Genomic DNA, 24,515 nt, shown 5'->3' on the forward strand with positions numbered 1-24,515 from the left:
AGTTTTAGACGGTCTCTCTTTCAACCGGCACCGCCTCGACCGGCTTTTCAGCCGGCCGGGCGCGGCGCCGGCCGCGCAGCACGACGTAGAAGACCGGCGTCAGGAACAGGCCGAAGAGCGTCACGCCGAGCATGCCCGAGAAGACGGCGGTGCCGAGCGACTGGCGCATTTCGGCGCCGGGACCGGTGGCGATAGCGAGCGGCAGAACGCCGAAGATGAAGGCGAAGGCCGTCATCAGGATCGGGCGCAGGCGAAGGTGGCTGGCCTCGATGGCGGCCTCCACCGAAGACTTGCCTTCCTCTTCCGCCTGTCTTGCGAATTCGACGATCAGAATGGCGTTCTTGGCCGCAAGGCCGATCAGCACGATCAGGCCGATCTGCGTCAGGACGTTATTGTCCATTCCTCTCAGCGAGACCCCGATCAGTGCCGCGAGAACCGCGAGCGGGACGATGAGAATGATCGCCAGGGGCAAGACCCAGCTTTCATATTGAGCTGCCAAGGCCAGGAAGACGAAAATGACGGAGAGGGCGAAGATATAGACGGCGGTGTTGCCGGTATGGGTCTCCTGATAGGCGAGTTCCGTCCATTCGAAGGTCGTTCCCGGCGGCAGGATCTTGGCTGCCAGTTCCTCCATCTTCTTCAGCGCATCGCCCGTCGAAGTGCCGGGCGTCGGGTTGCCCTGAAGCGGCACCGAGACATACATGTTGTAGCGCTGGACGAGGGCAGGGCCGCTGGAATCCTGGATATCCATCAGCGTTCCGAGCGGCACCAGCGCGCCGGTCGCCGAGCGGACCTTCAGGGCGAGGATGTCTTCCCTGTCCATGCGGTATTGCCGGTCGGCTTGGGCACGAACCTGGTAGACACGGCCGAACGCATTAAAATCGTTGACGTAAGCAACGCCGAGATTGATCGAAAGCGCGTTGAAGATGTTGGGGATCGGCACGTTCAGGAAGCGCGCCTTGTCACGATCGATCGACAGGAAATATTGCGGGCTCGCATCGGAGAAAGTCGTAAAGACGCCGGTCAGCCCGTCGGTCGTTGCCGCCGCCCCCATCATCTGGCGGGCCAGGCCGAGCACGCGCGTCATGTCGGGGTTTTCAAGATCGGAAATCTGCATCTTGAAGCCGCCGGAATTGCCGACGCCGCGCACGGAGGGCGGCGGGATGGCGATGATGAAGGCTTCCTGGATGCTTTGCAGCTTGCCGAAGAGCTCGCCGATGATCTTGTTGGCGTTGTCTCCGCCCTCCTCGCGCTCGGCGAAGGATTTGAAAGGAACGAAGACGACGCCGGAATTCGAGGCATTGGTGAATGTCGCCCCGCTGAAGCCTGCAAATTGCACGGCGTTGCCGACGCCGGGCACGGTTCGGGCGATGTCGCCGACCCGTTTGACGACGGCATCGGTGCGCGCAAGCGAGGCGCCGTCTGGAAGCTGGACGACGACGATCGCGTAGCCCTGGTCCATGGTCGGGATGAAGCCCGAGGGAACTTTGGTGCTCATGTACCAGGTCGCGCCGAGAAGGCCGGCGAAGGCGAGCATCGAGCAGGTCAAGCCCACCCAGCTGCTGACCAGGTGCCGGACGGTCCAGGAATAGCCGGAGCTCATCCGGTCGAAACCACGGTTGAAGCCGTTTGCAAGGCCGCTTCCTAGCCGTGACGCGATGCTCTTACGCTTTCCTTCGTGGTCGTGGGGTTTCAGCAATATACCGGCAAGAGCAGGCGAAAGCGTCAGCGAGTTCAGCGCCGATATCGCGGTGGTGACGGCGATCGTGACGGCGAACTGCCTGTAGAACTGGCCCGAGATGCCTGGGATGAAGGCTGTCGGCACGAAGACCGCGATCAGCACCAGGGAGATGGCGATGACCGCGGTTCCCACTTCGTCCATGGTGACGTGAGAGGCCTCTTTCGGCGTCATGCCGCGCGCCAGATTGCGCTCGACATTTTCCACCACCACGATCGCGTCGTCGACGACGATGCCGATCGCCAGCACGAGGCCGAAGAGCGTCAGCATGTTCAGCGAAAAGCCGAAGGCCAGGAGAACGGCGAAGGTGCCGATCAGCGAGACGGGAATGGCGACGATCGGTATGATCGCGGTCCGCCACGATTGCAGGAAGACGAGGACGACGATCGCCACCAGGATGGCCGCTTCGGCGATGGTTTTATAGACCTCGTTGATCGAGGCCGAGATGAACTCGGTCGTATCGTAGACGATGCGATATTCCAGACCTTCCGGGAAGTTCTGGGAAATATCCTTCATGATCGTCTGGACCTGATGGGCGGTGTCGAGGGCGTTGGTGCCGGGCCGGGCGAAAATGCCAAGCGCAACAGCGGGATCGTTGTTGAGGTAGCTGTTGGTGACGTAGTCCTGCGCGCCGAGTTCGATGCGGGCGACATCCTGCAACTGCACGAGCCGGCCGGCGCCCGTCGATTTGACGATGACGTAGCGGAATTCGCGCGCGTCGGAAAAGCGTCCGTCGGTTCGCACCGTATATTCGAAGGCGTTCCTGCCGGTCACCGGTGGCGCGCCGATCTTGCCGCCGGAAACCTGGACGTTCTGGTCTCTCAAGGCGGAGACCACGTCGTCCGATGTCATGCCGTAGGCGGAGAGTTTTTCCGGGTCCAGCCAGATGCGCATCGAATATTGCCGCTCACCGAAAAGCTGCACGTCGCCGACACCGTCGAGACGCACCAGAACGTCGCGAATGCGGTTGCGGGCGTAGTTCGAAACGTAAAGTTGGTCATAGCGATGCGACGGCGACAGGAGGTGCACCACCATCATCAGGTCAGGCGAGCTTTTGTCCGTCGTCACGCCCAGCCGCTGGACTTCCTCGGGAAGACGGGGGAGCGCGATCGACACGCGGTTCTGGACAAGCACCTGGACCTTATCGAGATCGGTGCCGAGCTTGAAGGTGATCGTCAGCGACATCGCGCCGTCGGCGCTGGAATAGGAGGACATGTAGAGCATGTCTTCGACGCCGTTGATCTGCTGTTCGAGCGGCGTCGAGACGGTGTCGGCGATGGTCTGCGGGTCGGCGCCCGGATAGGAGGTGCGCACGACGATGGTGGGCGGCGCGATCTCCGGATATTGGGAGACCGGCAGCTGCGTATAGGCGATGCCGCCGACGACGAGGAAGACGATCGAGATGACGGCCGCGAAAATCGGCCGATCCACGAAGAAGTGTGCAAATCTCATTGTCCGGTCTCCGCATTTGCGGCTTCCGGCGGCGTGTCCTGCCGCTCCTGCGGCAGCTCGCTCATCTGAGGCGTGATCGTCGAGCCCGGCCTTGCGCGCATCAGGCCGTTGACGATGATCGTCTCGTTGCCGTCGAGGCCCTCGCGGATGACGCGATAGCCATAAAGCCGCGGTCCGGGCCGTACCGGCTTGGTCGTAACCTTGCCTTGCGCGTCAACGACATAGACGACGCGTTCATTCTGATCCGCGCCGATCGCCTCATCAGGAACGAGGATGGCCTTGTAGGTGTTGGAGGCTGCGACCTGCACGCGGCCGAACAGGCCCGGCTGCAGGACGAGATCGGGATTTGCAAGGCGGGCGCGGATGCGGATGGTGCCGCTCTCGTTGTCGACCCGGTTCTCGGCGAAATCGAGTTTTCCCTTGAAGGGTTTGGCATTGGGATCGGAGATCGTGACGGAGACGTCCACGCCGCCGCCGCCCAGTTGGAGGTCCGTGCCCATCTTGCGCGCGGTGTCGGCGAAATTCAGCAGGCGGCGCTCGTCGACGTCGAAATAGAAATCGATCGGATCGAGGGAAACGATCGTGGTAAGCACCGTCTGGTCGGCCTGCACGAGGTTGCCGGTCGAGATCAGTCGGCGGTCGATGCGGCCGCTGAGCGGCGCCTTGATTTCGGTATATTCGAGATCGAGCGCCGCGCGATCGGCGGCGGCCTGCGCGCCGCGGACATTGGCCTGGGCGGAATCGAATTCACGGCGGCGATCATCAAGCGTCTGGGCGGACTGACTGCCGCTCGAAGCAAGCGACTGGGCGCGCTTGTACTGAGCATCGGCGAAGACGAGGGTGGACTGCGACGCCTCGAGCGAGGCCTTTGCCTGATTGAGCGCGGTTATGAACGGCCGCTGGTCGATGACGAAGAGCAGGTCGCCCTGCTTGACGAGGGCGCCGTCCTCGAAATGGACTTCCTGCAAATAGCCGCCGACGCGTGAGCGCACGGAGACCTCGTCGACCGGCTGGAAACGGCCGATGAATTCGTCATTATCGACGACATCGCGCACCACAGGCTTTGCGACGGTGACGGGAGGAGGAGCGGACGGTGCGCCTTGGGCCATTGCGGCCAGAGGCATGAACGTGGCGATGCAGCCGAGCATCAATATCCGTCGAAGCGCGTAAGTCATACCGGTCCCTCCAATCTCGACGGCCGATCGACTGCCGCCGAACCTAAGATGAAGTGATGCTATTCATGTCTTGCTGCTGTGAACGGAAGCCTGAGCTCCCGTGATTTCCCCCGGCGTCCGATCGATGGAAGGGAAGGCCGGCACGCGATGCATAATGGAAAAGTCGTAACGCTGTGGAACGGGATATAAACGGCAGCGGCGAAAAATAGCAAATGCCAATTATGTCAAATTCCGGATTCCACGAAAACGTCATGGAGCACATCAGCTCTCGACGATCTCGTCGCGGCCGGGCGGCAGGACGGCGAGTTCGGCCCAGTCGAGCTCCTGCTCCAGCGTGTGGAAGACATCGTCGTCGATCTCGCCGGCACGGCGCATCGCCGCCAGTTTTCGGCGTTTGGCGATGATGACATTGCGGCGCTGTTTGTCGAGCCTGCTGACCTCGCGCGGGTGTTTTCCGTCGGCGGCGATCTCGCGCTCGGAGGTGTAGACGTCGCGCAGAATTCGGGTGGATTTGTCCTCGCCTTCTAGCTCGGCAAGCGCTGCATCGATGAGCGCGATGCGGGCTTTGGTGAGATCGCGGTCCAAGGATGTGTCCGGATCGAATTTCAGGAAGCGGATCAGCGGCCCGAGCGTCAGCCCCTGGACGATCAGTGTGCCGAGAACGACGGCAAGGGCGCTGAGCAGGATGATATCGCGGTCGTGGAAATCGATCGGCAGGGCGAGCGCGGTCGCGAGCGTCACGAGGCCGCGCATTCCGCACCATCCGGCCAGCAGGCTCGTTGGAAAGGTGGGAACGGCTTGTTTCGTTCGCCCGCGCACGGCGAGATAGGTAATTGCGCGATTATAGAGGAGCACCCAGATCAGGCGGACGACGATGACAGTGACGAAGACCGAGGCGGCCAGGGTGATCGCGAAGTCGAGCCGGCCGGGATCGATATCAACGACGATTTGACGAACTTGCAGGCCCATCAGCAGGAAGGCGAGCACGTTGACCAGGAAGACCGCGGCTTCCCAAACCGAATAGGAATGGATGCGATGGCGGGCCGACTGCCGCTCGGGCATGTAGCGGGCGATCACCATGGCATAAACGACGATGGTCAAAATCGCTGAAAGGTGCAGCCGCTCGGCGATAATCCATGCGCCAAACGTGGCGACGAATTCGAGCAAGGTGCCGCCGAGCGTGCCCGCCAGTTTGACGCCGACGACCATGTAGAGGCGGCCGAGGAGATAGCCGAGAAGGATCCCTCCCGGCACCGCAAGCGCCAGCTGCGCCAGTGCGCCGCTGAAGAAGGCCGGGCTCGAGGCGGCGGCCACCGCCGCGCTGAAGATCAGGAGCGCGACGGCATCGTTCAAAAGGCTCTCGCCTTTCAGAACCACGTAGGTCTGGCGCGGCAGGTCGAAGCGGTCGAGCATGGCGGTCGCCGCTGCCGCATCGGGTGGCGCGACGATGGCGCCGAGGGCCAGAGCTGCGGCAAGCGGCAGGCCGGCCGTCGTCATGGCGACGGCGGCTACTGCGACGGCCGTCAGGATGACGGCGATGGCGGCGAGCGAGAAGAGCGGCAGCCAGTTGCGCCTCAACGTCCTTGGCGGCAGGTCGTAGGCGGCGTCAAAGAGCACAGGCGCGATCAGCAGCGCCAGCGCCAGTTCCGGATCGATGGCGACCTCGGGCGCCCAGGGTACGGCGGCGACGATGATGCCGGCGATCGCCAGCATCGTGGGATAAGGGATGCGGAATTTCCGGGAGAATTGCAGGAAGACGATCGCTACCAGAAGCAATGTCAGCATGCTTTCGAAGAACGCCATCGAGCCCTCCTGCGCGCCTCCGGCGGAGGCGATCTCCCTCGGAAATTAGGGCCGAAGCCGGCCCGCGGCTACCGTAGGAGCCAGCTCTTTCGCGGCTGCTGCGGCATTTTGGCCGCAGCAGCGGAATCTGCCGCCAGCGCTCTTGTGCAGTGCACGCGGCGGAAATATATCTACCCATATCATAAGTATGCTTATAAATAGCCGGCAAAGGTCCACATGAACGCCACGCCCACACTCGGTTTCCTTCTCCACGATGTCGCACGGCTGCTGCGCAAGCGGTTCGAGCAACGCGCGAAGTGCCTCGGGCTAACGCGGTCGCAATGGCAGACGCTTGCCTATCTCTCGAACAATGAGGGCATCCATCAGAGCGGTTTGGCCGAAATCCTCGAAATCGAGCCGATCACGCTGGTGCGCATCCTCGACAAGCTCGCCGAACGCGGGCTGATCGAGCGCCGTCAGCACCCGACCGACCGGCGCGTCTGGCTGCTCTACATGCGCGAGGAGGCGCATCCGCTGCTCGCCGAAATGCGCGAGCTCGGCGATGTGACCCGCGCCGAGGCGCTGGACGGTGTTTCGGCCGAGCAGCGCGAGCAGCTCTACCAGATCCTATCCGCAATGAAGACGAACCTGGTGCAGGCTTGCCGAACACCGGTTGAAGAGAATGAGATGAACGATGGCTGATCAACCCAACCTCCGCGTCGTTGCCGACGCCAATGCCAAGACATCTGAAGAAATCCAAATCAAACAGCAGGAAACGGTAGCCGAAGCGCCTTCATCCAATTCAGCGCCGGCTGCCGCCGTGGCTGCGCCTGGCGGCAACAAGGTCCGCCGCCGGCGCAGTCTCACGCGGCCCGTTCTTTTCGCCCTGCTGCCGGTGGCGCTAGTCATCGGCGGTTATTACTACGTCAATGGCGGCCAGGTGATGTCGACCGACAACGCCTATATCCAGTCCGATATGGTCGGGGTCACCACCGACGTCTCGGGCATCGTCGACGCGATCAATGTGCATGAGAACGAGGCGGTCAAGGCGGGGCAGGTGCTCTTCAGCCTGAAATCGGATTCCTTCAAGATCGCGCTCGACGGCGCCAAGGCGCAGCTCGGCGCGCAGCGCAACCAGATCATGAACCTCAAGGCGAGCTATCAGCAGTCGCTCGCCGAGATCACCCAGGCGCAAGCCGATCTGCCCTATTATCAGGATCAGTTCGACCGGCAGCAGAGTCTGGTCAACAACGGCAGCGCGACGCAATCCGCCTATGACGAGGCCAAGCACAATCTCGAGGCCGCGCGGCAGAAGGTTGCCGTCGCCAAGGCGGAAGCGGCAACGACGCTGGCCCAACTCGGCGGCTCGGCAGACCAGCTGGTCGAGGAAAACCCGCTCTATCTGCAGGCGAAGTCACAGGTCGACAATGCGCAGCGCGAGCTTGACCACAGCGTCGTCAAGGCGCCGTTCGACGGCATCGTCACCAATGTCAACGCCTTGCAGGTGGGCTCCTACCTGCAGGCCTCGCAGCAGGCGTTCTCGCTCGTCGCCACCGACCATCTGTGGATCGCCGCCAGCCCGAAAGAAACCGAGCTGACCTACGTCAAACCAGGCCAGACGGCGGAGATCTATGTCGATACCTATCCCGGCGTGACGTGGAAGGGCAAGGTCGAGAGCATCAGCCCGGCTTCCGGCTCCAGCTTCTCGCTGCTGCCGGCCCAGAACACCACCGGCAATTGGGTGAAGGTCGTGCAGCGCATTCCGATGCGCGTCAGCATCGAGGATACCGACGGCAGGCCGCCGCTTCGCGTCGGCATGAGCACGGTGGTCGATGTCGAAACCGGCCATATCAGAGGCCTGCCTGACTTCGTCAACACGCTTCTGGGCCGGTCTCAGGGCAAGGACCATGAGTAACGCTTCCGCATCTCCGGCAACCCCTGTTGCCAATCGCGGCGCGATCACCGCCTGCGTCATTCTCGCTGTCATCATGCAGGCGCTAGATACGACGATCGCCAACGTGGCGCTGCCTTATATTCAGGGCAGCGTGTCGGCCTCCGCCGACCAGATCAACTGGGTGCTGACCTCCTATATCGTCGCGGCGGCGATCATGACCCCGCCCTCCGGTTTCCTCGCCGCCAAGTTCGGCCGCAAGCGGGTGCTGCTCGTCGCCATTGCCGGCTTCGTCGGCGCTTCGGTGCTCTGCGGGCTTGCGCAGTCGCTGAACCAGATCGTCGCCTTCCGCCTGTTGCAGGGCCTGTTCGGCGCATCGCTGGTGCCGCTTTCCCAAGGCATCCTCCTCGACATCTATACGGTCGAGGAGCGCGGCTCGGCCATGGCCCTCTTCGGCGTCTCGGTCATGGTCGGGCCGGTCCTCGGGCCCGTCATCGGCGGCTGGCTGACCGACAATATCAGTTGGCGCTGGGTGTTCTACATCAACGTGCCGATCGGGGCGCTCGCCTTCGCCGGCATCGTCATCTTCGTCTCGGAAACGAAGAGGGATGCGCTCGCCAAGCTCGACTGGTTCGGTTTCGGCATGATGAGCCTGTTCATCGCCTCGCTGCAGCTCTTCCTGGACAGGGGCGAGCAGCTCGACTGGTTCTCATCAGGCGAGATCATGCTCGAAGCGATCATCTGCGCCGCCGCCTTCTATCTGCTTCTGGTGCATACGCTGACGGCGGAGAAATCCTTCGTCAATCCGAAGCTGTTTCTCGACCAGAACTTCTCGATCAGCATGATCTTCATCTTCGTGATCGGCATCACCTATCTCGCCTCGCTGGCGCTGATGACGCCCTATCTGCAGACGCTGATGGGCTATCCGGTCATCACCGCCGGTATCGTCATGGGTCCGCGCGGCCTCGGCACCATGCTGTGCATGTTCATCGTCGGGCGGCTGATCGGCAAGGTCGATACGCGCTGGCTGCTGGTGCTGGGGCTCGGACTCACCGCCTGGGCGATGTACGACATGACCGGCTGGACGCCCGACGTCTCGCAATGGACGATCGTCTCGGTCGGTTTCATCCAGGGCGCCGGTCTCGGTTTCCTCTTCGTGCCGCTGACGACGATCGCCTTCGCCACGCTACCCGCCCATATGCGCGGCGACGGTACCGGCCTCTACAACCTGTCGCGCAATATCGGCTCGTCGGTCGGCATCTCGATCGTCTCGGCGCTGATCGTCGAGAATACGCAGAGCAATCACGAATCGATTGCCGCCTATGTGACGCCGTTCAACCACGCCTTCAACGCGGTGGCAGCGCAGGGGCTCAGTCCCGTGACGGCGGCCGGACGCGCCTCGCTCAACGAGATCATCACGCTGCAATCGACGATCATCGCCTATATGGACGATTTCAAGCTGTTGATGCTGATGTCGCTCGCGGTCATCCCGCTGGTGCTTCTGCTGCGCAAGCCGAAGGCGGCGCCTGCCGTCGATCACAGCGCCGTCATGGAATAAGCTCCGGATTTTGCGAAACTTTAGATCGCCTATGCCGGGCTTATCACAAGGTCGACACAAATAAGAGTTGACTGAAATGAAGTGAATGTGCGGAATAGGTTGTCGAGGGGAAGTTCACGGCTAGCTTTTTGCTGCACGCATGGAAGCCGTTGAATCGAGGGACATAAGGCTTCAGCGGTGGCAGAATCTTCATCAAGGCCTGAAGGGGATAGAATTGTTATTGAGCTATATCCGGGGATCCGATCGAGCTCGGTGACCTCTCCAATAGTTTTGCCGCTTTGGCGCGGATCTATGAACGCCATTACCGGCAAAGCGGCGAAACGGGGCCAAAACTCCATATAACCAAGTTGGAAACTGGCTCCATCCTCATGGAGATTGCTCCCTATATTACCATGATGGGTGTGCTGACTATAATGGACAACACGGTAGTTGTAGCGGATTTTGCTAACAGGCTTTCGCGTGGAATCAAGGCATTCTCATCGCCTGCCGACGTTGCCCCTCCGGTAGACCCGCCATCAATCGGTGATGCAAAAGATATTCGAGAGTTTACCAAGCCTCTTCTTGGTAAGGTCGGCTCGTCTCTTGGCATAAAGCACGCGCGCTATAAAAAGACTGATGGACATAAAACAGTCGTGGTCGAATATAGTTTTGCGGAACCTGAATTAAACCGTGCCGCCATCAACATAGAGAGGCTTATAGACGGCCCTATCATGATTGAAGCTCCGGCCGAAATGGTGACATTGTCTCCGCCGAGCGAGCAGATAAAGCGCGAAGTTATGCTGTTTATGGATCAAGCCAACCGACATCCTGGCAAAGAAAGCGGCCGCACCGGAGATAGGGGGATTATTCCGTCAATCTCGGAGAAGGCCTTGCCCGTTTATTTCCGCAAGAGCTTTCACGATATCAAGGGGCACATTACTCGTGACATTAATCCGCTAACGAGCACGTTCGTCGTTGATGTGCATGTGCAATACCTCGGAAATGAGCCAAAAGGCTATATGATTACAGATGTGCACCAAGCTATACCCGCAGATGACAGCGAATGATTATTCTTTGTTACATTAGGCCGTGGAATTGCCTTAGCGAAACGGCTTGCTGAGATAACGCGATCCCTGAATGCCAAAGCGCCAAGGTGCTTCGGCATTTCTAGTGATGCCGATGCGCTTTCCCGAAACGACAGGCACCGGCGCGGATGGCGTGAGCGCATAAGGCGGGCGGTCGAGCAGTCTGTCGTTGATGTCGATATCGATGCCGAGCGCTTGGCAGAGCTTGCCGGGACCGCTGCAGAGCGCCGTCAGCATATCGGTGCCCCGGCGCTCCATCATGGCGGGGATCCCTGTTTCAGGCTCAAGCGCCCGGATCAGCACGGCCGAGCCCGGATGACAGACGAAATTCAGGCACCAGTACATGCCGTAGATGCGGTAGATATAGACATTGCCCGGTCTGCCGAACATGGCGCCGTTGCGCCTGGTAGGCCCGCGAAAACTGTGCGAGGCCTCGTCATCGGGGAAATAGGCTTCCGTCTCGGTGATGCGGCCGCCGGCGCCGTTGACAGTCAGGTGGCAGCCGAGCAGATCGCGGGCGACAGCGATCGCGTCTCTTTCGAAAAACGCCCTGAGGCTTTCGCCGGCAAGCGTGCCGGCGCCGATCGCGCTTGTTGTCATTCCACCATCGGTCATGGTCGAGGCAGATACCATCCGGCGCGCCTGACGTCATCCCTAAACCTTCGGACGCGGCAGGCAGGTTTCACCGGCCGGCATTCGGGTCGCGCATCGGGATCGAGGAGACGGTGACGGAGACCGGGTCGCTCGCCGGGAAGGAATCTTCCAGACCCTCCTCAAGCTCCTCTTCGAGCAAGGCGGGGTCCTTGCGGCGCGCGCTGTCTCTGTGGGCCGGTTCAATGGCCACCGCCAGCAGGGCCTTGGCGCGCGAGACGGCGTTTTTGGAGGTCAGCTCCGGCGTGCTTCGCAGCGTCACGGCAATGCTGTCCTCGCCTTCGCCGCCGAATTCGACGACGAAGCCGTCTTCCGTCTGGTAGACGGTGATATCGTTGAGTGCCATGGCCATCCCCTCCTGCGCCTCACAAGGACGCGCGGCGCCGCAGCGCTCATATTAGCAAGGCTCGATTTACTGAAGCGCGTTTTCGGAATTTTGTCGAGCGAAGACCTTCACCAGCCAGTCGATGAAGACGCGCACGCGCGGCGAAAGCTGTCGGTTGCGGGGATAGAGCAGCGAGACCGGGGTCGGCGTCAGGGGGAAATCCTCCAGCACATGGACCAGCGTTCCCTCTGCTAAGTCCTTTTCGGCGTGGTAGCGCGGGATCTGAATCAGGCCGAGGCCCAGCCTCGCCGCCGAAACATAGCTTTCGGCGGCATTGACGGCGACGGCTGCGGGGATGATGATTTCACGCACGGTGCCTTCGACGATGAATTCGAGCGGCAGCAGACTGCCGGTGGCGCTGGAACGGAAACCGACCATGCGATGGCCGGCCAGCCGATCCGGATGCTGCGGCAGCCCATGGGCGGCGATATAGGCGGGAGAGGCAAGCGTAATCTCATCCAGCATCGCGACGCGGCGGGCGACCATGTCGCTATCCGCAGGCATGCCGACGCGCAGCACGCAATCGATGCCTTCGCGCACCAGATCGACCAGCCGGTCGCCCTCGCTCATGTAAAATTCGATCTCCGGATAGGTTTGGAGAAAGGACGGCAGGCTCGGCAGCACGAAATGGCGGGCGAGCGTGCCGTGCACGTCGACGCGCAGCAGGCCCTTCGGTTTGGTGCCGGCGAAAGCGCCTTCCGCATCCTCGATGTCGGCGAGGATCGACAGGCAGCGCTGATAATAGGCCTCGCCATCGAGCGTCGGGCTGACATGCCGCGTGGTGCGTTGGAGCAGGCGAACGCCAAGGCGGGCTTCGAGCTGCTTCACCGCATCGGTGACGGTCGAGCGCGGCAGGCCGCTGTCTTGCGCGGCGTGAGTGAAGCTGCGCCTTTCCACGACGCGGCAGAAGACACGCATGGCGTCGAACCTGTCCATGTAATTTGTTCGCCATTCCCGGATGGTGATGTCGAAGATTGCCCGATTATCCGTCACAAGAAAAGGCGCATCTTCTCTTCATCGAAAACGCGCTGAGGCGCACATGAAGGAGAAGAACAATGGCTTCGAACGACAATCGCAAGGTCGCACTGGTCACGGGCGCTTCCCGCGGCATCGGTGCCGAGGTCGCCAAACGTCTTGCCAAGGACGGTTTCACCGTCGTCATCAACTATTCCGGCAATGCCGCGCCGGCCGAAGAACTGGCCCGGGAGATCGAGCAGGCCGGCGGCGAGGCGCTGACGGCGAAGGCCGATGTCAGCGAGGCGCAAGCCGTCCGCCGCATGTTCGATGCTGCGGAAGCTGCTTTCGGCGGCATCGATGTGCTCGTCAACAATGCCGGCATCATGATGCTCTCCCCGCTCGCCGAGGCGGAGGACGAAAATTTCGACCGCCAGATCGGCGTCAATCTCAAGGGCACCTTCAATACGCTGCGGGAAGCCGCCAAGCGCCTGCGCGACGGCGGCCGGATCATCAATTTCTCAACCTCAGTGGTTGGGCTGAAGCTCGAAACCTATGGCGTCTACGCCGCCACCAAGGCCGCCGTCGAGACGCTGACCGCGATCATGGCCAAGGAGATGCGCGGCCGCGACATCACCGTCAACGCCATCGCTCCAGGCCCTGTGGCCACTGAGCTTTTCCTCAACGGCAAGTCGGAGGACCTCATCGCCCGCATGGCCAGGATGAACCCGCTGGAGCGCCTCGGCACGCCTGAAGACATCGCGGCTGCGGTCGCCTTTCTCGCCGGTCCCGACGGCGGCTGGATCAACGGTCAGACACTGCGCGCCAATGGCGGGATGATCTGACGAGGGCACCGTCATCGCAAATATGTGAACGGAACTCGCGGCCTTGCCCTCTTACAATCTTTCGGAGAGTGCCTATAACTCATTTATCGCGAATGAGTGGAGTCCCTTCCGCTTCCTTGCGAACCTCCAGCGCCTGCCGCACCCTCCCTACGGTGCGACAGGCACGATGTTCAAAGAATTGCGGCCCGTCGAAGGTTTCCCCTGCCTTCCGGGCCGTACCTGTTTTGATTGTGACGCTCAGAGGTCGTTCAGCTTCGCCTCGACCAGCAGTTTCACCAGCCAATCGACGAAGACGCGGACCTTGTTGCTGAGGTGGCGGTTCGGCGGATAGACCACGTAGAGCGGGATCGCATCGCGGCGCCATTCCGGCAGCACGCGCAAAAGTTCGCCCCGTGCCATCGGCTCGCGCGCCATGAAGGTCGGTATCTGGGCAACGCCGAGCCCCGTCAGCGCCGCCGTCAGATAGGTGCGGCTGTCGTTGACCGAAGCGATGTAGCGCGGCGTGGTCTCGACCATTTCATTGCCCTTGCGGAATTCGAAGGGCAGCGTCCGGTTGTTCTGGGCGCGGAAATAATTGACGGAGTAGTGCGTCGCCTCCAGATCCTCCGGCCGCTCGGGCATGCCGAATTTCTGGATATAAAGCGGCGCTGCGCAGGTGATCATTTCCATCTCCGAAACCCGCCGCGCGATCAGCGATTGATCGGTCGGTGTGCCGGCCCGCAACGCGCAGTCGACGTTTTCCGCGAGATAATCGACGGTGCGGTCGCTGACGCCGACATCCAGGCGGATATCGGGATAGCGCTGATAGAAATCGCACAATGCCGGAACGACAATCGCATCGGCGAAGGCGCCGCTCATTTCGACGCGCAACCGTCCGCTCGGCAGGCTCTGCGAGTTGGACAGGCTGCCGTCGAGTTCTTCCAGCTCGGAGATGATCTGGGCGGCACGTTCATAGTACAGTGCACCGTCCGTGGTCACCATGACCCGGCGGGTGGTGCGGTTCAGAAGCTTGGTGCGCAGATGCGCTTCCAGGCCTTGGATGAGATTGGTCACCGTCGCCTTGGGCATGGCGAGCATGTCGGCGGCGCGGGTGAAATTGCCCGTCTCCACCACGCGGATGAAGACGCGCATTGCCGAAAGCTGATCCATCGGTTTCAAATCCGCAGTTTGCGTTGCACCATTATTCGAGAATTGGAACAGTGTAATCGCGATATCGCTTCTTATTCCCTGTTCTGAATAACAATATCTTTTTTGTGCAAAATGCAAGCGGCAGGCGTTGTCCGCTTGTGACTGCCCGCAAAAGAGATCGACCGATGACGGTGGAATGGAAAGATATGATGCTGGATAAGGTGGCCATCGGCCCCGTATCCGCGCGTGTCTACCAGGGCGCCGATTACGGCAAGGGTCCGCCGATCGTGCTTTACCTGCATGGCGGCGCGTTTCTCGACAGCGAAACGAATGTCGACAGGCCGGTGGCGATGAGCCTCGCCAAGGCTGGCGCCATCGTCGCCGCCGTCGACTACAGCAGCCTGTCCGGCAACCTGTTTCCGAAGGCGCTGGAAGTTTCCTTCTCCGTTTTCACCTACCTCGCCAACAAGCGCGCCGCCGGTCTCGGCGACCGGAAGTCGCTGCTCTTCGTCGCCGGCGAAGAGGCGGGTGGCAATGTCGCCGCCGGCGTGGCGCTCAAGGCGCGCGACCAGATGCCGGATGCGCTCGACGGCCAGGTGTTGATTTCGCCGCTGCTCGATCCCTTCATGGGCACGTCCTCGATCCGCAAGGCCGAAGCGGTCGGCATGCGTCAGCGCTGGACGGAGGGCTGGAGCCATTACCTGAGCGGTGGCGGCTGCCATCCTTATGCGGCGCCCTGTCTCTGTTCGCGTCTTTCAGGCGTCGCGCCGGCGCTGATCTTCACCGCGGAGGACGATCCTCTGCACGACGAAACACTTGGTTACGGTGCCCGCCTGAAACAGGCCGGCGTCGGTGTGCGCCAGCATGTTCTTCCCGCCGGGACGGGCTGGCCCTCGATTTATGGTGGGAAATCCGGGGAAGCGCCGGACTGGCAGGAACACGTCAGCCGTCATTTCGGAAGCTTCCTTCAGGACGTGAGCGTCCAACCGCAATTGCATTGAAGAAGATCTGATATTTCGGCGGCCTGGGGCCGCAAGGAGAGTACTGATGACGTCCAGAAGTAAACGCTGGGCCCTGGTGGGCGCCGGCATAGGCCTTATTGCGTCGGTTTCAGGCGCTGCATTGTTTTTCGAGCTGCCGATGAGCCGGACCGCCACGGCCGCGTCCGAGCCGGCGCAGCCCCCCGCCGTGCCGGTGACGGTTGCCGTCGTCGCGGCGCGCGACGTGACGGCCTGGGAGAGTTTCTCCGGCCGTCTCGAAGCGGTCGACCGTGTCCAGGTCCGTCCTCGCGTCGAAGGCGCGATCCTCTCGGTGGCTTTCCGTGAGGGCGCGCTGGTGAAGCAGGGCGACCTGCTCTTCACCATCGACCCGGCTCCCTATCAGGCGAGCGTGGCGCAGGCCCAGGGCCAGGTCGCTTCGGCCGAAGCCAAGGTCAGCCTGGCACAGACCGAGCTCGACCGCGGCCGCAGGCTTTCCGACAACCGCACCATCTCCCAGAGCGATCTCGATCAGCGCCAGAGCGCGCTGGCCGAGGCTCAGGCCGGGCTGCGTTCGGCGCAGGCCGCATTGCAGTCGGCCCAGCTCAATCTCGATTATACGCAGGTGCGGGCGCCGGTCTCGGGCCGCATCGGCAAGATCGAGGTGACGACAGGCAACCTGGTTGCGGCCGGTTCGGCGTCGCCGGCGCTGACGACGCTCGTTTCGGTCGATCCGATCTATGCGAGCTTCAACGCCAGCGAAGAGATGGTGACGCGCGCGCTCGCCCAACTGCCGCAGACCCACGGCGCTCTGCCTCCCGTCGAGCAGATCCCCGTCGAGGTCGGTACGCTCGCCGATGATGGCACCCCCATCAAGGGCAAGCTGCAACTGATCGACAACGAGGTCGATGCATCGAGCGGCACGATCAGCGTACGCGCCGTCTTCGACAATCCGGGCGGGCGCCTCATCCCCGGCCAGTTCGTGCGCGTGCGCATGGGCCAGCCGAAGGCCGAGAACAAGATCGTCATCAGCGATCGCGCGGTCGGCACGGACCAGGACAAGAAGTTCGTCTTCGTCGTCGATGGCGAAAACAAGGTCGCCTACCGCCAGGTCCAGCTCGGCATGCTGTCCGATGGCCAGCGGGTGGTCGAAAGCGGCCTGACCGCCGGCGAGAAGATCGTCGTCAACGGCCTGCAGCGCATTCGTCCGGGCGCCGTCGTCATCCCGCAGATGGAAGAGAAGGTCGCGACCGCGCAGTAACGGCCTGGATGCCCTTTCCCATCGGGGAGAGGGCTAATACCCGAAATAATACGACCTACCGGCGGCTTCCAAACCGCTGGCGAGGGACTTTGCATCCATGTTCACCCCGGAGAGGGCTTTGATATGAACATCTCCAGATTCTTTGTCGACCGGCCGGTCTTTGCCGGCGTTCTTTCGGTCCTCATCGTGGTTGCCGGCCTGATCGGCCTGCGCGCGCTGCCGATTTCCGAATATCCCGAAGTCGTGCCGCCGTCGGTCGTCGTGCGCGCCACCTATCCCGGCGCCAACCCGAGCGTCATTGCCGAAACCGTGGCAACACCGCTCGAAGAGCAGATCAACGGCGTCGAGGGCATGCTCTACATGTCGAGCCAGGCGACGTCGGACGGCGTGCTCAACGTCACCGTCACCTTCAAGCTCGGCACCGACCCCGACAAGGCGCAGCAGCTCGTGCAGAACCGCGTCAGCCAGGCCGAACCGCGCCTGCCGGCGGAAGTGCGCGCACTTGGCATCACGACGGTCAAGAGTTCGCCCGACTTCATCATGGTCGTCAACCTCGTCTCCGACGGGAGCAGCCACGACATCACCTATCTCCGCAACTACGCGACTCTGAACGTCAAGGACCGGCTCGCCCGCATCGCCGGCGTCGGCCAGGTGCAGGTCTTCGGCGCCGGCGATTATTCGATGCGCGTGTGGATCGATCCGCAGAAGGCCGCCGAGCACGATCTCGCCGCAAGCGACATCAGCAACGCGATCAGCTCGCAGAACGTCCAGGCGGCAGCCGGCATCATCGGCGCGTCGCCGAGCCAGCCGGGCGTCGACCTGCAGCTCAACGTCAATGCACAAGGACGTCTGCGCACACCCGAGGAATTCGGCAACATCATCGTCAAGACGGGCGCCAATGGCGAGATCACCCGCCTTCGCGACGTCGCCCGCATCGAACTCGGCGCCGCCGATTACACGCTGCGTTCGCTGCTCGACGGCAAGCCGGCCGTTGCCGTTGCCGTGCTTCAGGCGCCTGGTTCGAACGCCATCGAGATCGCCGACAATGTGCGCGCGACCATGGACCAGCTGCAGCTCGCCATGCCCGAAGGGGTCAAATACGAGATCGTCTACGATACGACGAAATTCGTGCGCTCCTCGATCGAGAAGGTCATCGACACGCTGCTCGAAGCCGTCGCGCTCGTCGTCCTCGTCGTCATCCTGTTCCTGCAGACATGGCGCGCCTCGATCATTCCGCTGATCGCGGTTCCGGTCTCGATCATCGGTACCTTCGCAGTCATGTATGTCTTCGGCTTCTCGATCAACGCGCTCAGCCTGTTCGGTCTGGTGCTCGCGATCGGTATCGTCGTCGACGACGCGATCGTGGTCGTCGAAAACGTCGAGCGCAACATCGAACACGGCCTGTCGCCACGGGCCGCGACCTACAAGGCAATGAAGGAAGTCTCCGGCCCGATCATCGCGATCGCGCTGGTGCTCGTCGCGGTCTTCGTGCCGCTCGCCTTCATCTCCGGCCTGTCGGGACAGTTCTATCGGCAGTTCGCGCTGACGATCGCGATCTCCACCGTTATCTCGGCCTTCAACTCGCTGACCCTGTCGCCGGCGCTCGCAGCTCTTCTCCTGAAGGGTCATCATGCGCCGAAGGATTGGCTGACGCGGTTCATGGACGCGATCTTCGGCTGGTTCTTCCGCGGCTTCAACCGCGTCTTCGGTGCCGGCTCGAATGCCTACGGCAAGGGTGTCGGCGGCCTATTGTCGCGCAAGAGCATCGTCATGGTGATCTACCTGGCTCTGGTCGGCGCGACCTACAGCATGTTCACCACCGTCCCGGGCGGCTTCGTGCCGTCCCAGGACAAGCAGTATCTGATCGGTTTCGCTCAGCTGCCGGATGCCGCCAGCCTCGACCGCACGGAAGACGTCATCAAGCGCATGACCGACATCGCGCTCGCCCAGCCGGGCGTCGCCAATGCGATCGCCTTCCCCGGCCTGTCGATCAACGGCTTCACCAACTCCTCGAATGCCGGCATCGTCTTCGTGACGCTGAAGGACTTCGAGGAGCGCAAGACGCCTGATCTCTCGGGCGGCGCCATCGCCATGGCGCTGAACCAGAAATTCGCAGTCATCCAGGACGCCTTCATCGCCATGTTCCCGCCGCCGCCGGTCAACGGTCTCGGCACGACGGGCGGTTTCAAGCTGCAGATCGAGGATCGCGCGGGCTTAGGCAACCAGGCACTCGACGAGGCGACCAAGGCGGTGCTCACCAAGGCCTACCAGACGCCTGAGCTCGCCGGGCTGTTCTCCAGCTTCCAGATCAACGTGCCGCAGCTCTATGCCGATCTCGACCGCGCCAAGGCCGAGCAGCTTGGAGTTTCCGTCACCGACGTCTTCCAGACGCTGCAGATCTATCTCGGTTCGCTCTATGTGAACGACTTCAACGCCTTCGGCCGCACCTACAGCGTCCGGGTGCAGGCCGATGCCAAATTCCGCGCCCAGCCGGAAGATATCGGCCAGTTGAAAGTTCGTTCGGCATCTGGTGAGATGATCCCGCTTTCGGCGCTGCTGAAAGTGGAGCCGAGCACCGGTCCTGAGCGCGCCAACCGGTACAACGGCTTCCTCGCCGCCGATATCAACGGCGGTCCGGCGCCGGGCTTTTCCTCCGGTCAGGCGCAGGCGGCAATCGAGAAGATCCTTCGTGAGACCCTGCCTGCCGGCATCGACTTCGAATGGACGGATCTGACCTATCAGCAGATCCTGGCCGGCAATTCGAGCGTTGTCGTCTTCCCGCTGGCGCTGCTGCTTGTCTTCCTGGTGCTCGCCGCCCAGTATGAAAGCCTGACGCTGCCGCTTGCGATCATCATGATCGTGCCGATGGGCGTGCTCGCCGCGCTGACGGGCGTCTGGCTCACCGGTGGAGACAACAACATCTTCACCCAGATCGGCCTCGTCGTCCTTGTCGGTCTATCGGCGAAGAACGCGATCTTGATCGTGGAGTTCGCCCGTGAGCTGGAGTTCGAAGGCAGAACGCCGCGGGAGGCCGCGGTCGAAGCCAGCCGCCTGCGTCTTCGCCCGATCCTCATGACCTCCATGGCCTTCATCATGGGCGTCGTGCCGCTCGTTGTCTCCACAGGCGCCGGTGCGGAAATGCGTGCGGCCATGGGTGTCGCGGTCTTTTCCGGCATGATCGGCGTCACCTTCTTCGGCATCTTCATGACGCCGGTGTTCTACGTGCTGCTGCGGCGGATGACGGGCAATCGCCCGCTCGTTCAGCACAAGCCGGACGAACACAAGGAAGAAGAGGCCGAGGTCATCAGGCTCGCCGCGGAATAACGGAATTCAACCTTCCTTTGTCGAGTAAATCGGGCGGGAACTTCGGTTCTCGCCCGTATCGTTTTTGGCATGTCTCATAAAAATGCGTTACGTTCATCAAAATGGTTTGCAACGGTAGGCGAGGGGACTATCAAAGACGTTCAGCAGTTGGGAGGACTGAATGATCGGTGCGAGCCTGGCGGTGACGGTCCGGGATCAATATCCCGGCAACGCCCAATCTCTTGCGGCAGAAAATGCAGTTGGCGCGGAATGGCTTAACGGCGCGCTTCTCCTCCATCTCGAAGAGAAGAATGCCCGGCCGGGAGGAAGACAGTGACGAATAGCCATTCGCCGAAGCGGCGCCTGCGTTCACAGGACTGGTTCGACAATCCCGATCATATCGATATGGCGGCGCTCTATCTCGAGCGTTTCATGAATTACGGGATCACGCCGGAAGAGCTGCGTTCGGGCAAGCCGATCATTGGGATTGCCCAGAGCGGCAGCGACCTTACCCCCTGCAACAGGGTCCATGTCGAGCTCGCCAAGCGCGTGCGCGACGGCATTCGCGATGCCGGCGGCATTCCGATCGAGTTTCCGACGCACCCGATCTTCGAGAATTGCAAGCGCCCGACGGCCGCACTCGATCGCAATCTTGCCTATCTCGGCCTCGTCGAAATCCTTTACGGCTATCCGCTCGATGGCGTGGTGCTGACGACCGGCTGCGACAAGACCACGCCGTCGGCGATCATGGCGGCCTCGACGGTCGATATCCCAGCGATCGTGCTCTCGGGCGGGCCGATGCTCGACGGCTGGCACGAGGGGGAGCTCGTCGGCTCCGGCACGGTGATCTGGCGGATGCGGCGGAAATATGCGGCAGGCGAGATCGATCGGGAAGAGTTCCTGCAGGCAGCGCTCGATTCGGCTCCATCCGTCGGCCATTGTAATACGATGGGGACTGCCTCGACGATGAATGCGCTCGCCGAAGCGCTCGGTCTTTCGCTGACCGGCTGCGGCGCCATTCCGGCTGCCTACCGCGAGCGCGGCCAGATGGCCTACCGCACCGGACGGCGGGCCGTCGAGATCGTGTTCGAGGACCTGAAGCCGTCCGATATCCTCACGCGTGAGGCTTTCCTCAATGCGATTCGCACCAATTCGGCGATCGGCGGCTCGACCAATGCGCAGCCGCATCTGGCCGCCATGGCGAAACATGCCGGCGTCGAACTTCATCCCGACGACTGGCAGGTGCATGGCTTCGATATTCCGCTGCTGGCCAACGTCCAGCCGGCGGGCGCCTATCTCGGCGAACGCTATCATCGCGCCGGCGGCACCCCGGCGATCATGTGGGAACTGCTGCAGGCCGGAAAGCTTGACGGCAACTGTCGCACGGTGACCGGCAGGACGATGGGCGAGAATCTCGAAGGGTGCGAAGCCAGCGACCGCGAGGTCATCCGGCCATTCGGCGAGCCGCTGAAGGAGCGGGCCGGCTTCCTCGTCCTCAAGGGCAATCTCTTCGATTTCGCGATCATGAAGATGAGCGTCGTCTCAGAGGATTTCCGCCAGCGCTATCTCAAGGAACCCGGGCGGGAAGGCGTCTTCGAGGGCAGGGCCGTGGTCTTCGACGGGTCGGAGGATTATCACAAGCGTATCAACGAACCTGAACTCGGCATCGACGAGAACACCATTCTCGTCATCCGTGGCGCCGGGCCGCTCGGCTGGCCGGGCTCGGCCGAGGTGGTCAACATGCAGCCGCCGGATCATTTGCTGAAGCGCGGCATCCGCAGCCTGCCGACGATCGGCGACGGCCGCCAGTCCGGCACGGCCGACAGCCCTTCCATCCTCAACGCCTCGCCGGAAAGTGCCGCCGGCGGCGGCCTCGCCTGGCTTCGTACCGGCGATGTCATCCGCATCGATTTCAACCAGGGGCGCTGCGACATGCTGGTCGATGAAGCCGAGATCGAGCGGCGCAAGGGCGACGGCATTCCGCCGGTGCCGGCGGATGCGACGCCCTGGCAGCGGATCTACCGCCGCTCGGTGACGCAATTGTCGGACGGCGCCGTGCTGGAGGGAGCGGCGGAGTTCCGCCAGATCGCCAAAAGTCCGCCGCGGCACAATCACTGATTTGGCAGGGACGCGGGCCTGCAATCCCTATGATCCAAAAAGGGAAGCCGTAACCAACGGTTCACCTAGTGACTAGTTCGCGCCTCCGGACAAGGCTTCCTTAATGCCGGGCTGAGACCATATTGCCATTAAGGAAGCTTCCAAGGCTGAGAGCGTTGCCAGAGAACAAAGCCACACGGTCCGAACAAGAGTTTCAGGATCTTCTGCGCCGTCTCGAACTCGCCCTCGATGCATCTCAGATCGGTGTCTGGGAGCACAGCATCGCGAAGGACGGGATCTTATGGGATGCGCAGATGCACCGGCTCTACGAAACCGGCGAGACATGCCGGCATGTGCCGGCGTGGTTCTGGTCGAATGCGATCCATCCCGATGACCGCGAGCGGGCCGAACGCGACTTCGACCAGGCGATCGCGGCGCGGGGCGCCTATAACTCCCAGTTCCGGATCGTGCTGCCGGGCGGCGAAATCCGCCATTTGAGGTCGCGTGCGCATTTTTATGTCGATGCGGAGGGCATGCCTTCCTTTATCGGCGCCGAGTGGGATGTGACCGCCGACGTGCAGCTTAATGCGGAACTCGCGCGGCAGAAGATCGTCGCCGAGGCGAGGGCGCTGGCGCTCGAGGAAAGCAATGCGCGCATCGAGCATGTCGCCGATCACGATTACCTCACCGGCCTGCCGAACCGGCGCCTGCTCGACAAGCGTCTCGGGGAGCTGCCGGCTGACCGGAACATCGCGACGCTCGGCGTGCTGCATCTCGACCTCGACCAGTTCAAGCAGATCAATGACAGCCACGGCCATGGGGCAGGCGATGCGGTGCTGAGAGCCGCAGCCCTTCGCATCACCGCGGCCATTCCCGCCAATGGCATGGTGGCGCGTGTCGGCGGCGACGAATTCGTCATCGTGCTGGTCAATTTCACCGACCTCGCCGAATTGAAGCTGATCACCGAGGATCTCCAGCGGCGGCTTCGGAAAAAGATCCGTTTCGGCGAACAGATGCTGCAGTCCGGCGCGTCGATCGGCGTGTCCTGGAGCGGCGACCGGCGGGCGCGCAACCTGCTTGCCGAATCCGACCTGGCGCTCTACCAGGCCAAAAAGCTCGGGCGCAATCGCGTCGAATTCTTCACGCGGCAACTGCAGGAGGACCTGCGTGCCAAGCGCCGCCTTGCCGAGGAGATGAAGCTCGGGCTGGAGCGCGGCGAGATCGTTCCCTATTATCAGGTGCAGGTCGATGCCCGGACGCGGGAGGTGATCGGTTTCGAGGCGCTGGCCCGCTGGAAACATCCCGAGAAGGGCGTGCTTGCGCCGGGGGTATTCCTGAAGATCGCCGATGAGCACGGGCTTTCGGCGGAAATCGATGCGGCGATCCTGAAAAGCGTTCTCGAAGACCGGCTGTTCTGGCTGTTGCGCGGCGTCGCGGTGCCGCGCATTGCCGTCAATATCTCGGCGTCTCGCCTTGCCGATCCGGCGCTGCTCGGCAAGCTGAGGAAACTCGACATCCCGCCCGGCGTCATCGCCTTCGAACTGATCGAGACCATTTTCCTCGATGACAGCGACGAGAAGCTGCTCGAGCATATCGACGATATCAAGAAGATGGGCATCGACATCGAGATCGATGATTTCGGATCGGGTCACGCCTCGCTCATCGGTCTCGTCAAGCTGCGGCCGAAACGGCTGAAGATCGACCGGCAACTCGTCAAGGAGGTCGTCAGCTCCGCCGAGCAGCGGCGCGTGGTGGGGTCGATCGTGGAGATCGCCAAGGCGCTCGATGTCGAGGTGATCGCCGAGGGCATCGAGACCGAGGAGCATGCCGTCGTGCTGGGTGAGCTCGGTTGCGACGGCCTGCAGGGTTATGCATTCGGTTATCCCACGCCGGCGGCCGAGATGGACCGGCTTTTTGCATCGATGATGAACGGGACCGAAAAGCAAAAGACGGCGATGGGCGGCTGAGATGCTTTCCTCGCCCTCAAAAGCGGGCGGACGTTATATCTTCGCTGCGGCGTTTTGCTCCTATCGACAGGAAGACAAACGGTCCGCAAGTAATTTTCTTGAGCTTGCAACGGCCCGGTTTCATGATAATGCGGAAACGAAGCTTTTTGCATTGCATCGAAAATGATTATACCGCGTCGCCAAGACCATGAGCGCGGGATTCTCCATCATTTGCAGGTGCAATCGGGGAGCCTGGACCTGACAATTGCTTTGCCGTTGCCGGGATGGACTTGCGGGACATTAAATCT

The 24,515-nt window shown here is 62.1% G+C and carries 18 protein-coding genes; 11 read left to right on the forward strand and 7 right to left on the reverse strand.

What is annotated here, in order from left to right; genetic code table 11:
- Positions 1 to 4: 4 nt before the first annotated feature.
- From ATY76_RS00195 to ATY76_RS00205, 3 genes are all read right to left on the reverse strand, one after another.
- Positions 5 to 3,190, reverse strand: coding sequence for a multidrug efflux RND transporter permease subunit (locus ATY76_RS00195; protein WP_088672785.1), 3,186 nt, complete (start codon positions 3,188 to 3,190; stop codon positions 5 to 7).
- Positions 3,187 to 4,365 carry an efflux RND transporter periplasmic adaptor subunit gene (locus tag ATY76_RS00200; RefSeq protein WP_088672786.1) on the reverse strand — a complete coding sequence of 393 codons (1,179 nt, stop codon included), beginning with the start codon at positions 4,363 to 4,365 and terminating at the stop codon, positions 3,187 to 3,189. Before ATY76_RS00200 ends, ATY76_RS00195 begins: the two co-directional genes overlap by 4 nt.
- 261 nt (positions 4,366 to 4,626) lie before the next feature.
- On the reverse strand, positions 4,627 to 6,168 hold the full coding sequence (locus ATY76_RS00205; RefSeq protein ID WP_088672787.1) for a cation:proton antiporter: 1,542 nt from the start codon (positions 6,166 to 6,168) through the stop codon (positions 4,627 to 4,629).
- A 216-nt stretch (positions 6,169 to 6,384) separates the two neighbouring features.
- On the opposite strand from ATY76_RS00205, the gene ATY76_RS00210 reads away from it, so the two are divergent.
- From ATY76_RS00210 to ATY76_RS00225, 4 genes are all read left to right on the forward strand, one after another.
- Positions 6,385 to 6,849: a MarR family transcriptional regulator gene (locus tag ATY76_RS00210; RefSeq protein ID WP_088672788.1), complete on the forward strand. Its 465-nt coding sequence runs from the start codon at positions 6,385 to 6,387 to the stop codon at positions 6,847 to 6,849.
- Positions 6,842 to 8,062: an HlyD family secretion protein gene (locus ATY76_RS00215; protein WP_088672789.1), complete on the forward strand. Its 1,221-nt coding sequence runs from the start codon at positions 6,842 to 6,844 to the stop codon at positions 8,060 to 8,062. Before ATY76_RS00210 ends, ATY76_RS00215 begins: the two co-directional genes overlap by 8 nt.
- Positions 8,055 to 9,596, forward strand: a complete 1,542-nt coding sequence (locus ATY76_RS00220) for a DHA2 family efflux MFS transporter permease subunit (protein ID WP_088672790.1) — start codon at positions 8,055 to 8,057, stop codon at positions 9,594 to 9,596. The genes ATY76_RS00215 and ATY76_RS00220 overlap by 8 nt, the downstream gene beginning before the upstream one ends.
- 368 nt (positions 9,597 to 9,964) lie before the next feature.
- Positions 9,965 to 10,642: a hypothetical protein gene (locus ATY76_RS00225; protein ID WP_088672791.1), complete on the forward strand. Its 678-nt coding sequence runs from the start codon at positions 9,965 to 9,967 to the stop codon at positions 10,640 to 10,642.
- A 33-nt stretch (positions 10,643 to 10,675) separates the two neighbouring features.
- Here ATY76_RS00225 and ATY76_RS00230 read toward each other — a convergent pair whose 3' ends face one another.
- The 3 genes from ATY76_RS00230 to ATY76_RS00240 all read right to left on the reverse strand — a co-directional run bounded on the left by ATY76_RS00230 (position 10,676) and on the right by ATY76_RS00240 (position 12,632).
- Positions 10,676 to 11,293 (reverse strand): DNA-3-methyladenine glycosylase, encoded by a 618-nt coding sequence (locus ATY76_RS00230; protein ID WP_088672792.1) that lies wholly within the window; start codon positions 11,291 to 11,293, stop codon positions 10,676 to 10,678.
- Between the two features lie 49 nt (positions 11,294 to 11,342).
- Positions 11,343 to 11,657 carry a hypothetical protein gene (locus tag ATY76_RS00235; protein WP_088673710.1) on the reverse strand — a complete coding sequence of 105 codons (315 nt, stop codon included), beginning with the start codon at positions 11,655 to 11,657 and terminating at the stop codon, positions 11,343 to 11,345.
- 66 nt (positions 11,658 to 11,723) lie between these two features.
- Entirely contained in the window at positions 11,724 to 12,632 is a 909-nt protein-coding gene (locus ATY76_RS00240) for a LysR family transcriptional regulator (RefSeq protein ID WP_088672793.1), read from the reverse strand.
- Between the two features lie 119 nt (positions 12,633 to 12,751).
- On the opposite strand from ATY76_RS00240, the gene ATY76_RS00245 reads away from it, so the two are divergent.
- Positions 12,752 to 13,495: an SDR family oxidoreductase gene (locus tag ATY76_RS00245; protein ID WP_088672794.1), complete on the forward strand. Its 744-nt coding sequence runs from the start codon at positions 12,752 to 12,754 to the stop codon at positions 13,493 to 13,495.
- Positions 13,496 to 13,732: 237 nt separating this feature from the next.
- Here ATY76_RS00245 and ATY76_RS00250 read toward each other — a convergent pair whose 3' ends face one another.
- The gene (locus tag ATY76_RS00250; protein WP_088672795.1) at positions 13,733 to 14,644 is read right to left on the reverse strand and encodes a LysR family transcriptional regulator; all 912 of its coding nucleotides are present in this window, start codon (positions 14,642 to 14,644) and stop codon (positions 13,733 to 13,735) included.
- A gap of 164 nt (positions 14,645 to 14,808) precedes the next feature.
- Between ATY76_RS00250 and ATY76_RS00255 the strand changes: the two genes are divergently transcribed.
- The 6 genes from ATY76_RS00255 to ATY76_RS00275 all read left to right on the forward strand — a co-directional run bounded on the left by ATY76_RS00255 (position 14,809) and on the right by ATY76_RS00275 (position 24,228).
- Complete coding sequence (locus ATY76_RS00255; RefSeq protein ID WP_088672796.1) at positions 14,809 to 15,624, forward strand: alpha/beta hydrolase fold domain-containing protein; 816 nt, start codon at positions 14,809 to 14,811, stop codon at positions 15,622 to 15,624.
- Between the two features lie 46 nt (positions 15,625 to 15,670).
- Positions 15,671 to 16,861, forward strand: coding sequence for an efflux RND transporter periplasmic adaptor subunit (locus ATY76_RS00260; protein ID WP_088672797.1), 1,191 nt, complete (start codon positions 15,671 to 15,673; stop codon positions 16,859 to 16,861).
- A gap of 123 nt (positions 16,862 to 16,984) precedes the next feature.
- Positions 16,985 to 20,185 carry a multidrug efflux RND transporter permease subunit gene (locus ATY76_RS00265; RefSeq protein WP_088672798.1) on the forward strand — a complete coding sequence of 1,067 codons (3,201 nt, stop codon included), beginning with the start codon at positions 16,985 to 16,987 and terminating at the stop codon, positions 20,183 to 20,185.
- A gap of 160 nt (positions 20,186 to 20,345) precedes the next feature.
- A complete protein-coding gene (locus ATY76_RS33540; RefSeq protein ID WP_190233558.1) occupies positions 20,346 to 20,501 on the forward strand; it encodes a hypothetical protein in 156 nt (51 codons plus the stop codon).
- Positions 20,498 to 22,282 carry an IlvD/Edd family dehydratase gene (locus ATY76_RS00270; protein WP_088672799.1) on the forward strand — a complete coding sequence of 595 codons (1,785 nt, stop codon included), beginning with the start codon at positions 20,498 to 20,500 and terminating at the stop codon, positions 22,280 to 22,282. The genes ATY76_RS33540 and ATY76_RS00270 overlap by 4 nt, the downstream gene beginning before the upstream one ends.
- 155 nt (positions 22,283 to 22,437) lie before the next feature.
- A complete protein-coding gene (locus ATY76_RS00275) occupies positions 22,438 to 24,228 on the forward strand; it encodes a GGDEF domain-containing phosphodiesterase (protein WP_088672800.1) in 1,791 nt (596 codons plus the stop codon).
- Positions 24,229 to 24,515: the final 287 nt, after the last annotated feature.

The sequence above is a fragment of the Rhizobium sp. R339 genome (assembly GCF_002211395.1).
GTDB lineage: Bacteria > Pseudomonadota > Alphaproteobacteria > Rhizobiales > Rhizobiaceae > Rhizobium.

Excerpts from the sequence above, each read along its gene's own strand:
- ATY76_RS00250 (WP_088672795.1), bottom strand. The coding sequence starts at position 14,644 with ATGGATCAGCTTTCGGCAATGCGCGTCTTCATCCGCGTGGTGGAGACG.
- ATY76_RS00210 (WP_088672788.1), top strand. The coding sequence starts at position 6,385 with ATGAACGCCACGCCCACACTCGGTTTCCTTCTCCACGATGTCGCACGG.
- ATY76_RS00215 (WP_088672789.1), top strand. The coding sequence starts at position 6,842 with ATGGCTGATCAACCCAACCTCCGCGTCGTTGCCGACGCCAATGCCAAG.
- ATY76_RS00265 (WP_088672798.1), top strand. The coding sequence starts at position 16,985 with ATGAACATCTCCAGATTCTTTGTCGACCGGCCGGTCTTTGCCGGCGTT.
- ATY76_RS00225 (WP_088672791.1), top strand. The coding sequence starts at position 9,965 with ATGGAGATTGCTCCCTATATTACCATGATGGGTGTGCTGACTATAATG.
- ATY76_RS00195 (WP_088672785.1), bottom strand. The coding sequence starts at position 3,190 with ATGAGATTTGCACACTTCTTCGTGGATCGGCCGATTTTCGCGGCCGTC.
- ATY76_RS00235 (WP_088673710.1), bottom strand. The coding sequence starts at position 11,657 with ATGGCACTCAACGATATCACCGTCTACCAGACGGAAGACGGCTTCGTC.
- ATY76_RS00255 (WP_088672796.1), top strand. The coding sequence starts at position 14,809 with ATGACGGTGGAATGGAAAGATATGATGCTGGATAAGGTGGCCATCGGC.
- ATY76_RS00200 (WP_088672786.1), bottom strand. The coding sequence starts at position 4,365 with ATGACTTACGCGCTTCGACGGATATTGATGCTCGGCTGCATCGCCACG.
- ATY76_RS00205 (WP_088672787.1), bottom strand. The coding sequence starts at position 6,168 with ATGGCGTTCTTCGAAAGCATGCTGACATTGCTTCTGGTAGCGATCGTC.
- ATY76_RS00230 (WP_088672792.1), bottom strand. The coding sequence starts at position 11,293 with ATGGTATCTGCCTCGACCATGACCGATGGTGGAATGACAACAAGCGCG.
- ATY76_RS00245 (WP_088672794.1), top strand. The coding sequence starts at position 12,752 with ATGGCTTCGAACGACAATCGCAAGGTCGCACTGGTCACGGGCGCTTCC.
- ATY76_RS00260 (WP_088672797.1), top strand. The coding sequence starts at position 15,671 with ATGACGTCCAGAAGTAAACGCTGGGCCCTGGTGGGCGCCGGCATAGGC.
- ATY76_RS00240 (WP_088672793.1), bottom strand. The coding sequence starts at position 12,632 with ATGGACAGGTTCGACGCCATGCGTGTCTTCTGCCGCGTCGTGGAAAGG.
- ATY76_RS33540 (WP_190233558.1), top strand. The coding sequence starts at position 20,346 with ATGATCGGTGCGAGCCTGGCGGTGACGGTCCGGGATCAATATCCCGGC.
- ATY76_RS00220 (WP_088672790.1), top strand. The coding sequence starts at position 8,055 with ATGAGTAACGCTTCCGCATCTCCGGCAACCCCTGTTGCCAATCGCGGC.